The 16080-nt window shown below is 52.8% G+C and carries 15 protein-coding genes; 4 read left to right on the forward strand and 11 right to left on the reverse strand.

All coding sequences use genetic code 11. The annotated features are described in order from the left end of the window. Window positions 1-74: 74 nt before the first annotated feature. The 6 genes from ACR0D6_RS20275 to ACR0D6_RS20300 all read right to left on the reverse strand — a co-directional run bounded on the left by ACR0D6_RS20275 (window position 75) and on the right by ACR0D6_RS20300 (window position 8075). A complete protein-coding gene (locus ACR0D6_RS20275) occupies window positions 75-800 on the reverse strand; it encodes a maleate cis-trans isomerase family protein (protein ID WP_480766857.1) in 726 nt (241 codons plus the stop codon). Next, window positions 797-1942 (reverse strand): M24 family metallopeptidase, encoded by a 1146-nt coding sequence (locus ACR0D6_RS20280; protein ID WP_480766858.1) that lies wholly within the window; start codon window positions 1940-1942, stop codon window positions 797-799. Before ACR0D6_RS20280 ends, ACR0D6_RS20275 begins: the two co-directional genes overlap by 4 nt. Beyond that, on the reverse strand, window positions 1939-2985 hold the full coding sequence (locus ACR0D6_RS20285) for a pyridoxal-phosphate dependent enzyme (RefSeq protein ID WP_480766859.1): 1047 nt from the start codon (window positions 2983-2985) through the stop codon (window positions 1939-1941). Before ACR0D6_RS20285 ends, ACR0D6_RS20280 begins: the two co-directional genes overlap by 4 nt. A 509-nt stretch (window positions 2986-3494) precedes the next feature. Next, window positions 3495-3890 carry a nuclear transport factor 2 family protein gene (locus tag ACR0D6_RS20290; protein WP_480766860.1) on the reverse strand — a complete coding sequence of 132 codons (396 nt, stop codon included), beginning with the start codon at window positions 3888-3890 and terminating at the stop codon, window positions 3495-3497. Window positions 3891-4602: 712 nt separating this feature from the next. Beyond that, window positions 4603-6048: a phospholipase D-like domain-containing protein gene (locus tag ACR0D6_RS20295; protein WP_480766861.1), complete on the reverse strand. Its 1446-nt coding sequence runs from the start codon at window positions 6046-6048 to the stop codon at window positions 4603-4605. A gap of 203 nt (window positions 6049-6251) precedes the next feature. Continuing rightward, window positions 6252-8075 carry a hypothetical protein gene (locus ACR0D6_RS20300; protein WP_480766862.1) on the reverse strand — a complete coding sequence of 608 codons (1824 nt, stop codon included), beginning with the start codon at window positions 8073-8075 and terminating at the stop codon, window positions 6252-6254. Between the two features lie 485 nt (window positions 8076-8560). Between ACR0D6_RS20300 and ACR0D6_RS20305 the strand changes: the two genes are divergently transcribed. After that, window positions 8561-9148: a hypothetical protein gene (locus ACR0D6_RS20305; protein ID WP_480766863.1), complete on the forward strand. Its 588-nt coding sequence runs from the start codon at window positions 8561-8563 to the stop codon at window positions 9146-9148. Window positions 9149-9178: 30 nt separating this feature from the next. After that, window positions 9179-9505 (forward strand): lysozyme, encoded by a 327-nt coding sequence (locus ACR0D6_RS20310; RefSeq protein WP_480766864.1) that lies wholly within the window; start codon window positions 9179-9181, stop codon window positions 9503-9505. Between the two features lie 239 nt (window positions 9506-9744). On the opposite strand, the gene ACR0D6_RS20315 is transcribed toward ACR0D6_RS20310, so the two are convergent. From ACR0D6_RS20315 to ACR0D6_RS20335, 5 genes are all read right to left on the reverse strand, one after another. After that, on the reverse strand, window positions 9745-9921 hold the full coding sequence (locus tag ACR0D6_RS20315) for a DUF1622 domain-containing protein (protein WP_480766865.1): 177 nt from the start codon (window positions 9919-9921) through the stop codon (window positions 9745-9747). A 14-nt stretch (window positions 9922-9935) separates the two neighbouring features. After that, on the reverse strand, window positions 9936-10076 hold the full coding sequence (locus ACR0D6_RS20320) for a hypothetical protein (RefSeq protein WP_480766866.1): 141 nt from the start codon (window positions 10074-10076) through the stop codon (window positions 9936-9938). 32 nt (window positions 10077-10108) lie between these two features. Next, window positions 10109-11560: a GntP family permease gene (locus tag ACR0D6_RS20325; RefSeq protein WP_480766867.1), complete on the reverse strand. Its 1452-nt coding sequence runs from the start codon at window positions 11558-11560 to the stop codon at window positions 10109-10111. Continuing rightward, a complete protein-coding gene (locus ACR0D6_RS20330) occupies window positions 11561-12628 on the reverse strand; it encodes a patatin-like phospholipase family protein (RefSeq protein WP_480766868.1) in 1068 nt (355 codons plus the stop codon). 382 nt (window positions 12629-13010) lie between these two features. Next, window positions 13011-14237: a RidA family protein gene (locus ACR0D6_RS20335; protein WP_480766869.1), complete on the reverse strand. Its 1227-nt coding sequence runs from the start codon at window positions 14235-14237 to the stop codon at window positions 13011-13013. Between the two features lie 323 nt (window positions 14238-14560). On the opposite strand from ACR0D6_RS20335, the gene ACR0D6_RS20340 reads away from it, so the two are divergent. Next, window positions 14561-15265 (forward strand): metalloregulator ArsR/SmtB family transcription factor, encoded by a 705-nt coding sequence (locus ACR0D6_RS20340; RefSeq protein ID WP_170650628.1) that lies wholly within the window; start codon window positions 14561-14563, stop codon window positions 15263-15265. Window positions 15266-15345: 80 nt separating this feature from the next. Then, window positions 15346-15789 carry a YqfO family protein gene (locus ACR0D6_RS20345; protein WP_170650627.1) on the forward strand — a complete coding sequence of 148 codons (444 nt, stop codon included), beginning with the start codon at window positions 15346-15348 and terminating at the stop codon, window positions 15787-15789. The last annotated feature ends 291 nt before the right edge of the window (window positions 15790-16080 follow it).

The following is a 16080-nucleotide window of genomic DNA, read 5'->3' on the forward strand; positions in this document are numbered from 1 at the left end:
TCCCGCCATCGCATTTGACATCGCCCATTAGAGAACAATGAGAACGCATTAGGCAACTCAAAAATAAATAATTATTACAAAAGGTTGTGAGAATGTTCTGCGGCAAGCTTTTTCATGTGCCAACCAAGCGATTGATTGCTGGACAGAACCGGTTTGCCAATCAGGTCCTGAACTTTTGGAATCGCATCAAGTGTTCGCAAGTTCGTGCAACTGATGAAAACTCCTTCAACTTTGGGGTCTTCCCCAAGTTTCTGGGCCGCGGTGATCACCGAGCTCAGTGATATCCGAACGACCTTGGCCTCTTCCGATTCGCCGAAACTGCCGAACACTTCGGTTGACAGGCCGCCTTTGGCGAAGGCTTGCCTCAAAGGCTCATTAACTTCCTCGATATACGGCGACAGCAACGCCAGCCGGGAGATACCCAGATCAGTGGTGCAGGCGAGTGCGGCGCGTAGCGGGTTTGTTACGACCTTCGCGTTGCACCCTTTTTGAACCAGCCTCTCAATTCTCTCTGACCCAATGACCGAGCTTGCGGAGGTGCAGCCATATCCAACCACAGGGTAGGGGGCTGCGTCCGGCAACAGCGATGCGGCGGCCGTCAGGTCATCTTCCATTGCGGCAAGAGTGCTGTGTGTGACCTCGGCAGAGCTTGGAATGCGGGACACATGAAGCGGGGCGGGATGATCCGAGAATACTCGTCGAAACTCGGGTTCGATCGTCTGATCGGCCTGCAGGACGATCAACCCCATTGGCGGTGGCATGGCGTTTGCCGGTTCGAGTGTATGTGGGAATATTTTCATATTTCGATGATCTCCGGCCGTGCTTTCGGGCTTAGGAATCGTGGCGAACCCTGGGTTATGACGATGTTTTCCTCATGTACCATGATCTTGTCACCAACAGTGATCCCGGGCTCAAGTGTCAGCACCATACCCGGCTCAAGAACCGTATTGTCCGACGGGATAAGGGATGGCCATTCAGTCAGGGACATCCCCAGCCCATGCCCAAGGCGACCTGCATCGGTATCACCACCGCCATCAGCCAGAACCTTGTTCATGGCATGAAAAAGGTCTGCTGCGGTTGCGCCCGGCCGCGCAATGTCAAAGGCAGCATCAGATGCTTCGATAAGTCGTTGATGCGCTGACCGAACCGCTGAGTTCGGCGGCCCGACGGACCAGTTGCGATCATAGTCGCAAAAGTACCCATCCCAGACCAAACCTGTATCCAGCATCAGCACATCACCGGGCGCCAGCGGGGTTTCTGTAGCCGGAGAAATCACATCGCCATAACCTGACTGTCCAGCTCCTCCGGCAAGATAGGAAACCCAATCCGCGCCTTCGTCCAGGCAGAGCATTTGGAAGCGGCGATAAACCTCATCCAGCGGCACGCCTGCGCGGGCAATTTCAGGTACCCGGGCAAATGCCCGGCCGGCGATTTCACAAGCCTCCTCGATCTTTGCGATCTCGGCTGCGGACTTCACCATACGGAGCCTGCGCAGAATACCGTGATCACCAGATAGCTGACGGCTGCCTATCAGCCCCTTCAAACGTCCGAGGTCAGCCAGAGGCATCCGCAAATGAGTTTCGTGGCCATCAGGAATGCCGATTCTTGCGGAAAGGGGCGTGAGTTCGACAAGCGTGTCGGCAAGCAGGGTAACGCCATCATCCTTCAAATCCGGCGACGTCCAGGTCCGGATATCTTCAATCCACGTTTGCCCCATCAGGGCTGCGCCGATGGAGGGGATCACCGCAACTGGTGGGCCATCGATGGGCAGGACCAGAAACCATGGCCGCGTCGGGCTTTCCCAAAAGCGGGTCAGGTAGCCGGTGAAATACCGCAGTTCCGGCTCGGTCGTCAGCAAAAGCGCCGATAATCCGTTTTCAGCCATCAGTTCCTGCGCGCGCGCACAACGGGCGGTAAATTCCGACGTATCAAACCCCCTCATTCAGGAGCCTCGGACAGGAAACACAAAACCCGGGATGTGCTGTCGATACCAACTGTGGTACGTGTATCCGGTGTCAACACCGCGGCCACGCCCGCTCCACCTGATGCGGTCGTGGCCAACCCCGCCGAGGCAAGCGCGGGCAGGCAGGTTGCTACCGCCTCGTCCCCGATCGTCAGAAACAGGTCGGCATCCCGCGCCAATCCGTTTAATGCGATCAGCGAAGGTTCCTTGCAGTCCAGACGCCCCATGTTGCTGACCGGTCCGTCAGCAAAAACAGACTTCCCTGCCTGGATGCTGGCCTGAAGGGCAGGGGCCGCCTCGGGTTCGACGACGACGATCGTCGGACCATCGCCCCAAGCCTCCCGAATATGGGCCGCGACTGCACCGGCCAGTCCCCCCACGCCCGCCTGAAGCATGACGTGTGTCGGAACTTCGGGGCATTGGCGAACAGCCTCGGCCGCCATCTGCAGATACCCTTCCATCAGAATATGAGGCAGTTCCGTATATCCGACCCATGAACTGTCCGACAAAAGTATCCATCCGTTCTGCTCGGCCGCATTCTGTGCTGCTTCCATCGATGCGGCATAATCCTTGCCCTGCCGCTCCACTTGGGCACCCTGCTCCCTAAGCCGCGCAGCAAAGCTCTCGGGTACGGTTTCGGCAATGAAAACCACTGCATCGGCACCAAAAGCCCGCGCGCCTGCCGCAACGCTCATTCCGTGATTTCCCGCGCTGGCCGTTACATATGTTTTGCCCTTTAGCGCGTTCTGCCCCGGCGTGTCGCCTTGCGCCTGGACCGCGTGTCGCGCGATCACATAAGCCGCACCCAGAGCCTTGAATGACCCAAGGTTCATACGGCCCCGTTCGTCCTTAATATAAAGCGCAGCCACAGACCCTAAATCGGAAGCCTCGACCAATGGTGTCTCCTGAGCTGCAGGGCACTGCGCCAAAAGCGCAGCCACACGTTCGGCAGCCACCGAAGGAAACGGGGCATCAGCCACCAATTTGGCGCCCCCACGATATGGGTTATTGATAACTGGCACGGCTCGCCAACCTCCGGGTTTTGCCTGACCTTAGCTGGGCAGGGATCGCTTCGTGATGGCAAAGCCTGTCATTTTCGACTGCCGATTGAAAGACCCGTGTTTGCAGGTGGAGAAGTCGCTTGTTTGACTGGCGGTTTGTGCGGAAAGTGGGGGCACGCACACCTGAATCAACTTGGCCAGCCGGAGTAGAAAAGGGCGGCAGACGCACTGCGAACATTTGCTAATGGCGGAGAAGAAGGAGGTAAAATAAAACCCGCAAACTACTGTGTAATATATATTAAACTAGCTGAATACCTCAACATACCACTAAAAGTGCCACACCGAGATTCATTCAGGCGAGGCAAAGCCTAAGGTAATAGATGGCAGAAATTTCAGTTTGAAACACATAGCAGACACTCATGAAGATGCCGCGAACTTTAGCTGTGAGCCCATACCTCCCAAATGCCGCGCCTTACCCGAATGGCCGCGATGCACCCAGTATGTCGCTGCCTAGTCGCGCGGTTGAAAAGTCACTCCCCAGCGACTTGGCGGTCATAGTCAGCGCTGTCGTACCAACCTAACGATTTGCTCACATTCAAATTTTCATCCAGGTCCCATTCTTCCCAACCAGAAAAGCGAACGCGGTTTCCTGTATCTTTGTGTTCGCCTTCGAAAGTCCACGCATAAACCATGTGATGGTCAGCAACGAGAACAGTATCGAGACTAAGAACAAGGTCAGGGAAGTCAGCCATGAAACCTTCAGCCATATCAGATATTTGAGCGCGGCTGGTCATAGGTTCGCCGCCGTTCATGGCCATCGAGGTCTTCTCGGCATACCTACTGGCTACACGCTCCGGTGTTCTGTCAGTCCAGGCGGCACAATGATCCTGGGCCAATTTTCGAGCCGTTTTGATGTCGGGTGTCATAAGAGTGTCCATGGCTTCTGGAAAGGTTTGAACACAAAACGGTAACTGGGTTTTTAAACTCGAACAACTCCACCTTCGGATAGACTTAAATCTTGGACGTCTTCTTTGTCCGCAACACGGAAGTCTATTGGTCGAAACTGTGATGTCCTCTTTGCGTTTAATCCTGCCTTGATAATTGCGTTCGGCCAACAGTTGTTGCACCCTCACGCAAAAAATAAACACACAATAACAACAGCCTACGATCCACCAGAGGACGATTCCTTGCGTTGTGCCAAACCCGCTGGAAGCACTGTGGAAGCTCGCGGCAGCGTAACCAGCGTGGCAAAATCGCAGCGCTCCCGCAATCTGCGCGTCGTGCCTGCGCTCCGATATATAGCGTCTGCGCGCAGAGCCGATAGGGCCTCGCTGACACGAAATCCCAGGAACATCCGAAGATTGCCTTCGTTGCGAGCGAACTCAACAGTTTTCTGGGCCGCGCCTCTTGTGGCTTGAGATAGCCCCTTTTGCTGCTTTAGTATTCGTTGCGCTATTGTTCTACTTGTTTACTCGCTCTGACGGACCAACACGTGTTGCACCTGCAGCTTCCGAAACAACGCAAGATGAGTGAGATCATAACTCGGCTTTTCGCGAGTTTCTGTTTGGATTGACGTGAACTTACTTTTGAACCGTGCACCACCGGCAATCAGTCCGTGGGCGAACCAAGTGTCGGTTGCTACAGGTAGGGAGAGAGTAGCCGCGCCAGTCCGTTGCGCAATTTGACCCATAGCGGGAGATCATTGATGTCTTCGAGGCCCATCTCGCGTGAGCCAAGTGCTTTTGCGTCAAGGATGGCATGGAGTTCTTCTGACAATGTCCGATGATAGCATTCAACATTGAATTCAAAATTCAATCGCAGGCTTCGGGGATCCCAATTAGTGCTTCCAACAAGGGCCCAAACGTCGTCCACGAGCATGAGCTTTGTGTGATCAAATGGTGGCTTAGTGACAAAAACCCGGCACCCGTGTTCCATTATTTGTCCGATTTGAGCCATAGCCGCCCACTCGACGAGTTTAACGTTGTTGTCTGACGGGAGGTAAATCTCGACCTTGATGTCACGCAGGGCTGCCACTGAAAGCGCTTCTATCAGGCGTGAATCCGGAAGGAAGTAGGGGCTTACGATACGCACACGTTCCCGCGCTGCTGACAGTGCCGCAAACATAAGTTTGCTAAGCGTTTCGAAGTCCTCGTCCGGTCCGTGTGAAATCCCGCGCGACCAGACTGAACCGCTGCGAGAAAGCTCGGGAAACCATGCAGCACCTTTCAACTGCTCACCTGTGGTGAAGGCCCAGTCCGTAACAAATACTTGTTTGAAATGGCTTACCACCGGCCCTTCAAACTTGAAATGCAGGCATTGCGTCGGCCCCTTGGGATCGAGGTTCAGGCAGTGCGCTTCGCGAATATTGGTTCCACCTGTAAAGCCAATACAGCCGTCTACAACAAGGATTTTTCTGTGATTTCGCAGGTTCGAAAAACGACGTGAGGAGAACCCGCTTGTGGGAAGAAAACTCGCGGCCTCAACGCCGACCTCTTTCAAACGGGTAACCATGTTTTCCTCGCTGTAGCGCGCACCGACGCAGTCGATAAGAACGCGTACTTCCACGCCGCGATCCTTGGCACGAACAAGGGCATCCAGAAATTCTTGTCCTGCTCGGTCACTGTCAAAAATATAACTCAGCAGGCCAACTGAAAGTTTGGCGCTATCGATGGCCGCGATCATTTCTGGAAAAGCTTCATCACCATCCCGCAAACAATGGACTTTATTTCCCGGCAGCAGCGGCTTTGCGCTAAGAGCCTCCCCGGCGCGGGCTAAACCGGCTATGTGAGGAAGTTGGACATTGGTCTCTTCAAACAGCACTCTCTCGCTCTCCGAGAGTGAGAAGTTTGGAATCTGCCGCATGATATCTGACAGGCCCATCCGCGTACCGGCCCGGTTTATGCGATTAACCCCCAGAACGATATATGCCAGCGAGCCCACAAACGGCGCAAGCCAAGCAAGGGCTGACCAGCCGATGGCCGCGCGCGTATCTCTTTTTTTTAGAACGGCATGTAAAGTAACGCCGAAGGCCAATAAAACCTGCGCAAGCATGACGAGAAATGCCCAAACATAGACGAGGCTCAATTCGCAATTCCTCCAGATACAGCTGTAATACTTACAACCTCACCCTAACTATTTTGGCTAGCATCAGTGTAGAAAGTTTAGGTTAGAGAATGTATAGAACTAGTCCTTGGGGTATAGGCCTTTGCGATTGGCGTAGTGAGCCCACTTTGACCGATGCTGCTGCTTGAACGAATGACCGCTCAGGTAAATGCTAACCTTCGGTCTTATCCAGCGCGGCGTAATAGTTGCGATCTGTTGATGCGCGCCTCGACGTAGCGATAAAGAAAAACAGCCGCGCCTGTGGCACCGCTTGACGCGGCAACCAGTTCAGCACTTCCCCCTAGAATAATTGCGACAGCGGCAGTTACACCTGTTATGAGTGTCGCCACCCCGCCACTCTCTTGAACAATCTGGCCATTTGTCGAGTAAACCTCAATTGTGTGATTAAGAGTGACCGGTTCTTCACGGTCTTTTGAGACCACTACACGAAGCTTATTCCTCGTCTTTCCTGCAGACTCAATATTATTCACATCCTGCACGCATACTTCATCATTTAAAGAAAGGTTCATTTCGGGATGCTCAAACGACATTCCTATTCCTGAAAATGAAAATAAAAATTCGTGGTTCTTATTTTCAGCATTGCCATCATCGACGAGCATAAAGCATTCAACCTGTTCCTTAGCTTTACATTGGCGTGGCGCGAGCAGATGTACGGCTTCGAGAGGTTCGAACCACTGATAGCGTGCTTCGATCTCAGCTCTAAGCTTGGTGGTTGCTTCCCGCAAACTGGCCGCTGCGTCAGCGGCTCGGGACGCGCTTGTCGCTAGGTCATAATCCTGATCGCTCATTCTTGCATCTAAGAGGCCAAGCTCTTCCTCAAAGACCTTCTCTGCATCCCTCAAATGGTCGCTACTCATTCCAAGGAAATCGGCAACTCTGATAAGAGTTTGCCTTGCGCTTTTATTCAATCCTTCCCGTTCGGCAATCTCTTCATGGTATCGGCCCCGCATTAGTCGTTCAACATTCTCAACCTTCTTCAAAATAGGTTCAATTTCATCAATATAGTTTTTGTGGATTTCACCTAAGTCAAAATCCTTCTTCTTCATTACATCTTGCAGCTCGTCCAATTCAATCAATAGCTTTTGAACTGTTGAGCGTTTTTTTGCATCACCTAGTTTGTCGATTATTTTTGTAAGACGGTCGCTTAATTGGCGAACTTGACTAGCAAGTTCTGGGCCAAGACGACTACTCAGATCACGCTTAGCGTTAGCATTTATTCTTTCGTATTCAAAATCAAATACGTTGTACTTTCGCTCGGCTTCAGAATACTTACCCTCTCGAAGAAGGCGATACCCATCGCGCCTAATTTCAACTAGCGCATTTATTTCCCTTCGTTCATTAATCATAGCCGGGATATGATGAAGGAAATTTGCATAATTTTCGAGAGGCTTTATGCGCTCAAGCGCCTGATCGTCCCGGGAATCCAGTGCAAATTCGGTGACCCTTCTGCCACCTATTTTCCATACCCCAAACACACCCTCTGCCAACCCTAAAAGAATACCAGCCATAGCCACATATGGTATGCCGGTTAAGCCACGGTCGCCGAAGGTCCACAAAATTACCACCGGTGGTATAACTGTGAAGTATGGCAGGATTATTGAAGCGTTTGCCATCTGCTGTGCCGCATGCAAGTTAACTGCTAACTGGGAAGCTATTCCAAGTATTGCCGCCATTGTTACCATCAAGAAGATAGGGTTTGTCAGAATGGATAAAATCGAAGATGAAGAAACACTTTGATTGGTAAGAAGAAAAAATCCATAGGACGCCAACGCAATGCCAGTGGAAGCATTTATCAATTGCAAGTGGCGAAGACGTCGTGGGTTAGATGGTAGCGATATCAAAAATTTCTTAAAAGGCGGAACTATAAGCTGGATGTAGAAACATAGAGCAAGAACGTATGCACCTCCCACAGTGAGGCTCACTACTTGGAAGAGCACTACTATTACACTCAGATACACCAATGCATCAAGAAAAACAGAAAGTAACATCCTTACTCAATCCCATGTCTATGACAGAACCCTGTAGAGTTTATGGTAGTTTGGTTTCCGCGACGCCGTTTTTTTGTTTTCCGATCTCTGTTGAGAGTTAATCAGAGTTGCCCATAGTAGTGCATTCAAACCGTTCTGACAAAAGAGGTTACACAGAGTGTAACTGTTGGAAATATCATGTTTGGGAAATTGTCTGCTACCTGGGTTCCTCAACCGCATACCCAATGCGGACTTTGATCACGCGCCGGGTTTAGGTCCACTTCGTCCGCTCTTCAGAGGGCGACCAAAAACTTTACAAAATCGAAAACGATTTTGCCAAAGGTTTGTGGCACAAGGTTTTCCAGAGGTCTCTGTACGCGGCTCACCGCCGCCAAAAACGACCGTTTCTGACCGAATTTTCCTTCGAAGGCTGTCAACGCGCTCATGACATAAAATGACATTCGCGCTAAGCTGGTACCGCGTTTATCTGAGGTGACGAGACCGCGATGGCCACGTCCGTAAAAGAAATTGAGCTTGAAAAGGCAAAATTAGATATCGAAAGAAAGCGATTGGACATCGCAGAGGATGTTCAGAAGCGCGAAGTCGCCCTAAAAGAACGACAGCATAAAGATCGCTCCTTAACTCCGGCGCAGGCAACCATTGCCGGTGCTATCCTTGCACTCATAAGCGGTTGGGTCGGCGCGACAATCTCAAGTTCATCCGACAAAGACATCGCTGAGACAAACGCTGCAAATGCAATTGCCATAGAGAAAACAAAAGTTCAGGGGAACCTTGAACTGGCCAAATTGGAGTTCGAGTCTTCTCTCATTCTAAAAGCAACAGAAACGGGAAACCGCGAAGAAGCGATTAGGAATTTGCGATTCTTTGTTTCAGCTGGCTTTATATCCGATGAGGAGGGAAAGATCGCCGCAATGGATTCCTCTGACTTTCCGTCACGCGCGCCTTTTCCCAGTATAGCTTACAATGACGCATCCGACCTGATTGCATCATTTGAGGGTTTCTTAGCAGAGCCGTCCCTCATTTCCGCCGGAGTACAAACCATCGGATATAGTTACATATTGTCGGAGGAATAAATCTCTTCCGAGATCATTGAAATCGGTGATTTGGAGATCGATTTTTCCAACGGACTCTCCGAAGTTGACGCATTAAAAATTCTTGCAATTCAGATTGAAGAAATAGGTGCCAAGATCGATGATTTGGTTGAAGTTCCACTTACTCCAAATCAGAAATCCGCGCTGGTATCATTCGCATTCAATGTTGGAACTCGTGCATTCGAAAACAGTACGCTTCTGAAGCTCTTGAATACGGGAAAATACGAGGCGGTGCCGGATCAGCTCAATCGATGGACAAGCGCAGGAGGCAGGCCACTTCCAGGCCTAATAAGCCGCAGACAAGCAGAAGCCGAGATTTGGCGACGACCTCCTGATTAGCGACAAACCAGAAGATGCTGAAGGAACCTTCCTTCCGCCTGTGCGACACATCTTCCGTACAGGGTTTTGCTTGTGGGGCGTGGCCGGAACAAATACGACCGTTTTTTTGACCTGCTACCCGAAAGCTGCCATTGGCGCAGCTGCAGCGAAAACTCACTTTGTCCGCATTGCGGTTTTTCGCGGCAACTTTCTACAACGTCCACTTTGCAAACTAAGCAGACACAATTTTTTAGTGGCGGCTACTTCCCGTTGGACGAAAGGCAATCAAATTCACGGTCAAGAAAGAATGTAAGCAGAATTCTGATAAGAACGATCGCGACGAGCACACCAAAATCTTCCAGGGACCGATGGGCGATGCTGTGCAGAATGTCCGAGACAATCAGAACCTCAAGCGCCAGCAAAATCAGTTGACCCAAGTTTAGCCTTAACTTCAAGAAATTGGCTTGTGGTTATTCACCATTGACCCATGATTTATGCATTGCGCGAGCAGGAAGCAATGGCCGCCTGCAAGTAGAACGATAGCGCCTGCATCAACAATGCCAGCGATGAGCCCTGCAATATTCTCGATCATATTCATGCTTGAAACGATTACCTCATGAGGCTTCAAAACCCACCGAACAGTGTCCCAAGCAGGATGATTGCAACCAATGCAATCATCGGTACAAGAACAGCAACTACGAAGATATCACCATAAGCTTCACGATGGGTAAGGCCACATATACCGAGTACCGTGATGACCGCTCCGTTGTGGGGCAAGGCGTCAAGGGCGCCGGAAGCGACAGAAGTGACGCGATGCATGGCTTCCAACGAGGTGTTGGTTGCGGCGGCAAGTTCGACAAATTGCGAGCCCAATGCATCAAGGGCGATACTCATGCCTCCAGAAGCAGAGCCAGTGATCGCTGAGAGCGTCGTAACGGAGACAGCCACGGCAACAAGCGGATTGCCCTCGCTCAACTCGAGCATGACATCGGTGATGGATTGAAAAACAGGCAACGCCGCAATTACAGCACCGAAACCAACGAGGCTGGCCGTGTTGAAGATTGGTAAAACGGCTGCATCGGCGCCCTTGTTAAGGCTTGTTTTGACGCTTGCAAGACGAGGCCAATTCGTTGCGAGCAGGAATAAGATAGAAGTGGTCAGCGCTACAATAATGGACCACACTCCACGCACGGCCTCAATGGTTGTCTGCCCAAACAACGGTTCTGCGAGGTAACTGGTATCCAAACGCGGAACGGCCAACTGTATGAAAAGAAAGTTTACCACGACCACAAGCACAACTGGCGTGATAGCCAGAGCGAAGGCTGGTTCATTCCTTTGGGTGACACTTCCCGGTTCAATCTCGTTTAAGTCGAAGCCTTCACCCTGAGAGCGGGCGCGCATCTCGCTATCCAGTGCGGGAAGAGCTTCATCGTGTTGTCCATATCCTTCACCGGAAGCTGCAGCTCTGGAGGCCCGACGGTTGAGCCACGCCATACCAAGGCCAGCCATGATAGTAGCTGCGATGAATCCAAGGCCCGGTGCGGCGAACGCAGTGGTTCCGAAGAATGGCATCGGTATGGCGTTCTGGATCGCAGGGGTGCCCGGCAAAGCCGACATCGTGAATGTGAATGCGCCAAGCGCGAGTGCGCCGGGGATGAGCCGTTTGGGAATATCCGCGTCGCGGAAGAGTGCTGCTGCGATTGGATAGATCGCGAATGCTACCACAAAAAGCGAGACGCCGCCGTAAGTTAGCACTCCACAGCACAGAACGACTGCCAAAATAGCCTTGTCAGCGCCAAGTCTGGAGATCACCCAATGTGCGATCGAACGCGCTGAACCGCTGTCGTCCATCAACTTGCCAAAGATCGCACCAAGAAAGAACAGTGGAAAAAACGAAACGATGAAATCGCCTGTATTTGCCATAAATATCTGTGTGAAGCTGGCCAGCAGCGGCAATGCTCCCGTCAACGCAGCCGCCAGCAAAGCAAGGAGCGGCGCCAATATCAGCAGCGTGACACCGCGAAATGCAAAGTACATGAGCAACAAGAGCGAGAGTAGAACAGAGGCGATATCCATTTATGACTTGGGCTCCCGATCGGTACCTTCAGCCAGATGAGCCGGCTGGAGACTTTCTTCAAAAATCTCTCTTGGCCGCCAGGTTGACACCTTTCCGACGTCCGGCCATGCCGTCTTAACCCAATCTTCAGCAGTTTCGCGGCCGATTTGGAAAAGGTGATCCAGAAAGGCCATCTCGGCGTTCATCTTGCTGGAAACGCTGAGTTCACACATGGCTTCAGAAGAATGAATACGGTGCAACCGCCCATCTCGGTACGCGGCCCGATCGAGATTGTCGTGCTCTATGATTTCCCATAGGAATCCAATTGAGCGGAGTTCTTTCATAAGGCTTGAGTTGAACGTGATCTCGTTGAGACGATTTTCGATCTCGTAAGGCGTAGTGGGGACATCCGCACGTTCGAACGGATTGATTTGAACTATAACGATGTCTCGCGCTTCGGTTTCGTCGACAAGGGGGAAGAGTGGCGGGTTTCCCATGTATCCGCCATCCCAGTATGCTTCTCCGTCAATTTCAACAGCTTTGAAGACATGTGGAAGGCAGGCTGACGCCATCACCGCATCTGCACTCAGATCGGGTTGGCGAAACACTTTGGGCCGTCCGGTGCGCACATTTGTAGCGGACAGAAATATGCGCGGTCCTTCTGCTGAATTGATGGCGTCAAAATCAAAACAATCCTTCACGAGATCCCGCAAGGGATTAAAGTTGAGCGGATTGAATTGATAGGGGGACGCCATTTGGCGCGTAAACTGCGAAATGATAAAGCCGGGAGAATACTCCAAGCTCCAATCGCCCCGCAACCTGTCCCATAGAGTTCGCTTATAGGGACTCGCCATGCTGGCTCGACTCACCCGCGTCCAGTAGCGCCTAAGCAAGTCGCGTGCGCCCTCAGGCCCGGCCTCGGTCAGGCCCTGTGCGAGAGCGACGGCATTCATAGCACCGGCGCTGGTGCCGGAAATGCCCACGATTTCAATATCTTCAAGCTGTAGCAATCGATCCAGCACGCCCCAAGTGAACGCGCCATGCGATCCACCGCCCTGAAGGGCGATATCAATTCGTTTCTTGGGCACGTTTGAATCTCCTGATTACAATTTCGCAAGCCCAACATCAGTATGCCGCAACGCAGCAATCCCTCAAAGAAAAAGAAACTGAAAACACTATTTGTCGCATTTCAATGGCTGCTTTGGGCTTACAGCGGTCGTTTTTTGCGGCCTGCCTCAACTGGCCGAACTGGCCCATAGCGGTCGTAAGCAACCTGGCAGCCCTTCGCCGGTTCAACATGCAGCGAATGGAGCTAAGTAGGCGCCCCCTGTTCGGGCTACTCGCAGTCTCCACAATCCCCGATCACAAACACTGCATCTTCATACGAGGTGCCGAAGTCGCTTCAGAGCGCTCCCGAGGCGGTCTGGGTGTAACGTCGCGCAGGTTAGCGTTGTATCCTTTGATGTAAATTCACGTTTCCATATTGTTCTCGAGCATCGCAATTACCTCTATCTCGATCACCATGTCTTCGTAGACCAGATTGGGCACCGGGATGCCTGTCGTGGCTGGGCCGGGTGCAGTGTAGGAATTGGAGCGGATCAGCAGGTTTTCGTGTAGCGCTTCGGCTGAGGCACTGCCTTGATAGAAGGTGGTGACCTTGACCACATCGTCTAGAGTGGCCCCGAACTCATCCAAAACGCGAGCCACATTCTCCATTGCGATACGGGTTTGGGCGACCATGTCGCCGGGTTCCAGCACCTCAGCTTGCGTATCCAGTGCCACCTGGCCGCCCACATGGATGAGCTGGCCGGAACCGACTCCGTGTTTGTAAGGCAGTGCGGCGGTCCAATTCCAGTGCCCGTCAGGCCAGATATGGCGGATTCGACGCGCTCCGGGAGCACAGGCGGTCGCGGCGATGCGTGTGGTCAAACCATCATGGGGAAAGGAAGGTACGGGAATGCCGGTGGGCGTCGGACCGGGATCAGGGAAATAATCGGCACGGATGCGGGCCGAAACTTCCCAATCTTCCGCCGTGCCGTCGCCAAGGTAGAACGTCTTGACCTTGACCACATCCTGCATCCCCGCACCTGCCATCTGAAGTGCGCAGGAGAGACGCTCCATCATCAATCGGGTCTGCGCCACGATATCGCCGGGATAGGTGACCGATCCGTCGGCAGAGCGGGCGGTCATGTCACCGGTAAAGATCATGTCGCTGCATTTCACCACATGCGAGAAGGCCCTGGGCAGGGGCGACTGGGCGTCGAGATGGAAATTCTCGCGGGGCAGAGTGCTGCCATCAGGAGCTCGCATAGCGACGCCTTCGATTTCGCACAGCATGTCAGGGTAGCAGAGTTCAGGCAGGTTGATCAGATTGACCACCGGTTTAACCTCATCTCCGATGATGTCGGCCAGAAGGTTCAGCAACCGGACCTCATCACCCGCGTCACCGACGTAATATACAACCAGCCGCACCAGATCGGTGAAACCCACGCCAAGGTCGGTCAGAAGATCCTGCATATAGGTCATCGAATTACGCACTTGGGCATCCAGATCGCCGATGTTGCGAACGGCTCCCTGGGAATCCAAATCCACCTGCCCGCCAGTAAAGACCATGTCGCCCGCACGCACTGCATGGTGGTGCGTCAGCGTTACCGGCCAATTCCAGTGCCCCTCGGGAAAGCTGTATCGCCTGGTCATGGAGCGCCTCCTGGCTGTTCGCTGCCTGTAAGAGCGCAAGTAATCATGGAGCTGAAGATCTGGCCAGTGGTTTCTGGAACGCGCATGTGCCGACAGCACAATTGTGCGTTTTGAGCCCAACGCCACCATTCCTGTGTGAGACGGATTTTGCGGGTGCGTTCGTCGGGTTGCAGCGCAAATCGGACATTGGAAGCGCCAGTGAGTTAAGACAGGTGAGCGGGACAATACAGACGTTTGGTCAGTGTCCGCTTTGTAGCTCATTTCGTTCGCCATCGAACGGTTATTACTGGCTGCATTCGTTTTCTGTCCTTAATCTGTCTTGCATGGCAATCGAACCGAGACTGGACATAATCGGGGCCGCGCTCGCCGATCCCAGCCGATCCCGCATCTTGTGCGAACTGATGGACGGGCGCGCATTCACCAACAAAGAGCTGGCTTGTGCGGCCGAGGTTAGCCCGCAGACGGCGAGTGCCCATTTGAAGCAACTCGAAATTGCCGGTCTGACCTCTTCGTTGCGAAGCGGTCGGCATATTTATCACCAGGTGGCAAGTGCTGACGTTGCTCAGGTTCTGGAAGGATTGGCAACTCTGTCACCGACTGACCACCTGTCTCGGCCCGGCCGGATCGCGACAGACACGCAACGCGCACGCAGTTGCTACAATCATATTGCTGGTAAGCTCGGTGTCCTGATGACGAAGCGCCTTGTTGCCCTTAACGTGCTGAATCTCAGAGATGACGCTTTGACATCCGGCCCTCGTTATCAAGATTTCCTCGATGATATCGGGATCGAGCCTCCACCTGTTTCATCGGGGAAACCTCCGGCAAAACTCTGCCTTGATTGGACAGAGCGTCGGCACCACATTTCCGGCCCGCTGGCCACAGCGATCATGCAGAAGTCACTGACGGCGAACTGGTTGAAGCGCAGGACCGGTAGCCGCGCCCTTACCATTTCCGACGACGGGTTCGATGCGCTCGAACGCTGGTTCGGCCTGAGCAGACAGGCTCTGGACGGCTCGGGTGACACCTGACGGTTCGGCCGATAACGAACCGTCATTTTCCAGAACATCGCCAAAACGAGCTATTTCGGCAGAAACTGCTGGAGATAAACATGACATTGCCTAAACTCAAAAATGACAGGTTCGTTCCTGAAAACGGTCTGCGGATCGTCGTCCAGGTGCCCGATACACACGTGCAAAAGATCATTGACGCGGTTCTGGTCGATGACGCTCTGGAGTATGGCGACTACGATTGCGTCACCTATCGGACCGCGCCGGGAATTCAACAATTCAGATCACTGGGGAGTGGGCGCAATACGGCAACCAAAAAGGCTGTCGAAGTGCCCTGTGTGGAGCTGTCTTTCTTTCTGTGCAGCGACGAAGCCAAAACCTTGCAGGTTCTAAGAAACATCTATTCATCACACCCCTACGAAGAGCCGGTGATCCTCGTAGAGCCGTGCATGCGGACGCTCCATATCCGGGGAATGGACGAGGACAATCCTAACAGGTTCTGGAACAACGAGGCCGAAGACTGGGTGCCAAAAGAGCACCGTTAGGTGAGGGTGAACCCAGCAATCACCGAACCCCAATGAAATAATAGGCAGGGCTCGCAGTGGCCATTCATTGCAGCGAGTATCAAATTGGTGGTTTCGAGCCCACTGCCGCCAATTCAGTGAAACTTGGAAGCTGCAGGTGCATTGGGCCGTTTGCAGCCCAAACCTAACATTCAAAGTCAGGCTTTGCACTTTCCGATATGCGAGAGAGTACCGCCACACTTGTTCCATACGCAGGCGGCTCGTGTATGTACTTTGTTTCCGAAAAAAGGGCCGCTTGTGACGCCTCCGCCG

It is taken from the genome of Ruegeria sp. BJ6 (genome assembly GCF_056537885.1).

Coding starts and splice junctions, on each gene's coding strand:
- ACR0D6_RS20275 (WP_480766857.1), bottom strand. CDS start 800: ATGAAAATATTCCCACATACACTCGAACCGGCAAACGCCATGCCACCG.
- ACR0D6_RS20280 (WP_480766858.1), bottom strand. CDS start 1,942: ATGAGGGGGTTTGATACGTCGGAATTTACCGCCCGTTGTGCGCGCGCG.
- ACR0D6_RS20290 (WP_480766860.1), bottom strand. CDS start 3,890: ATGACACCCGACATCAAAACGGCTCGAAAATTGGCCCAGGATCATTGT.
- ACR0D6_RS20300 (WP_480766862.1), bottom strand. CDS start 8,075: ATGTTACTTTCTGTTTTTCTTGATGCATTGGTGTATCTGAGTGTAATA.
- ACR0D6_RS20305 (WP_480766863.1), top strand. CDS start 8,561: ATGGCCACGTCCGTAAAAGAAATTGAGCTTGAAAAGGCAAAATTAGAT.
- ACR0D6_RS20320 (WP_480766866.1), bottom strand. CDS start 10,076: ATGATCGAGAATATTGCAGGGCTCATCGCTGGCATTGTTGATGCAGGC.
- ACR0D6_RS20325 (WP_480766867.1), bottom strand. CDS start 11,560: ATGGATATCGCCTCTGTTCTACTCTCGCTCTTGTTGCTCATGTACTTT.
- ACR0D6_RS20335 (WP_480766869.1), bottom strand. CDS start 14,237: ATGACCAGGCGATACAGCTTTCCCGAGGGGCACTGGAATTGGCCGGTA.
- ACR0D6_RS20340 (WP_170650628.1), top strand. CDS start 14,561: ATGGCAATCGAACCGAGACTGGACATAATCGGGGCCGCGCTCGCCGAT.
- ACR0D6_RS20345 (WP_170650627.1), top strand. CDS start 15,346: ATGACATTGCCTAAACTCAAAAATGACAGGTTCGTTCCTGAAAACGGT.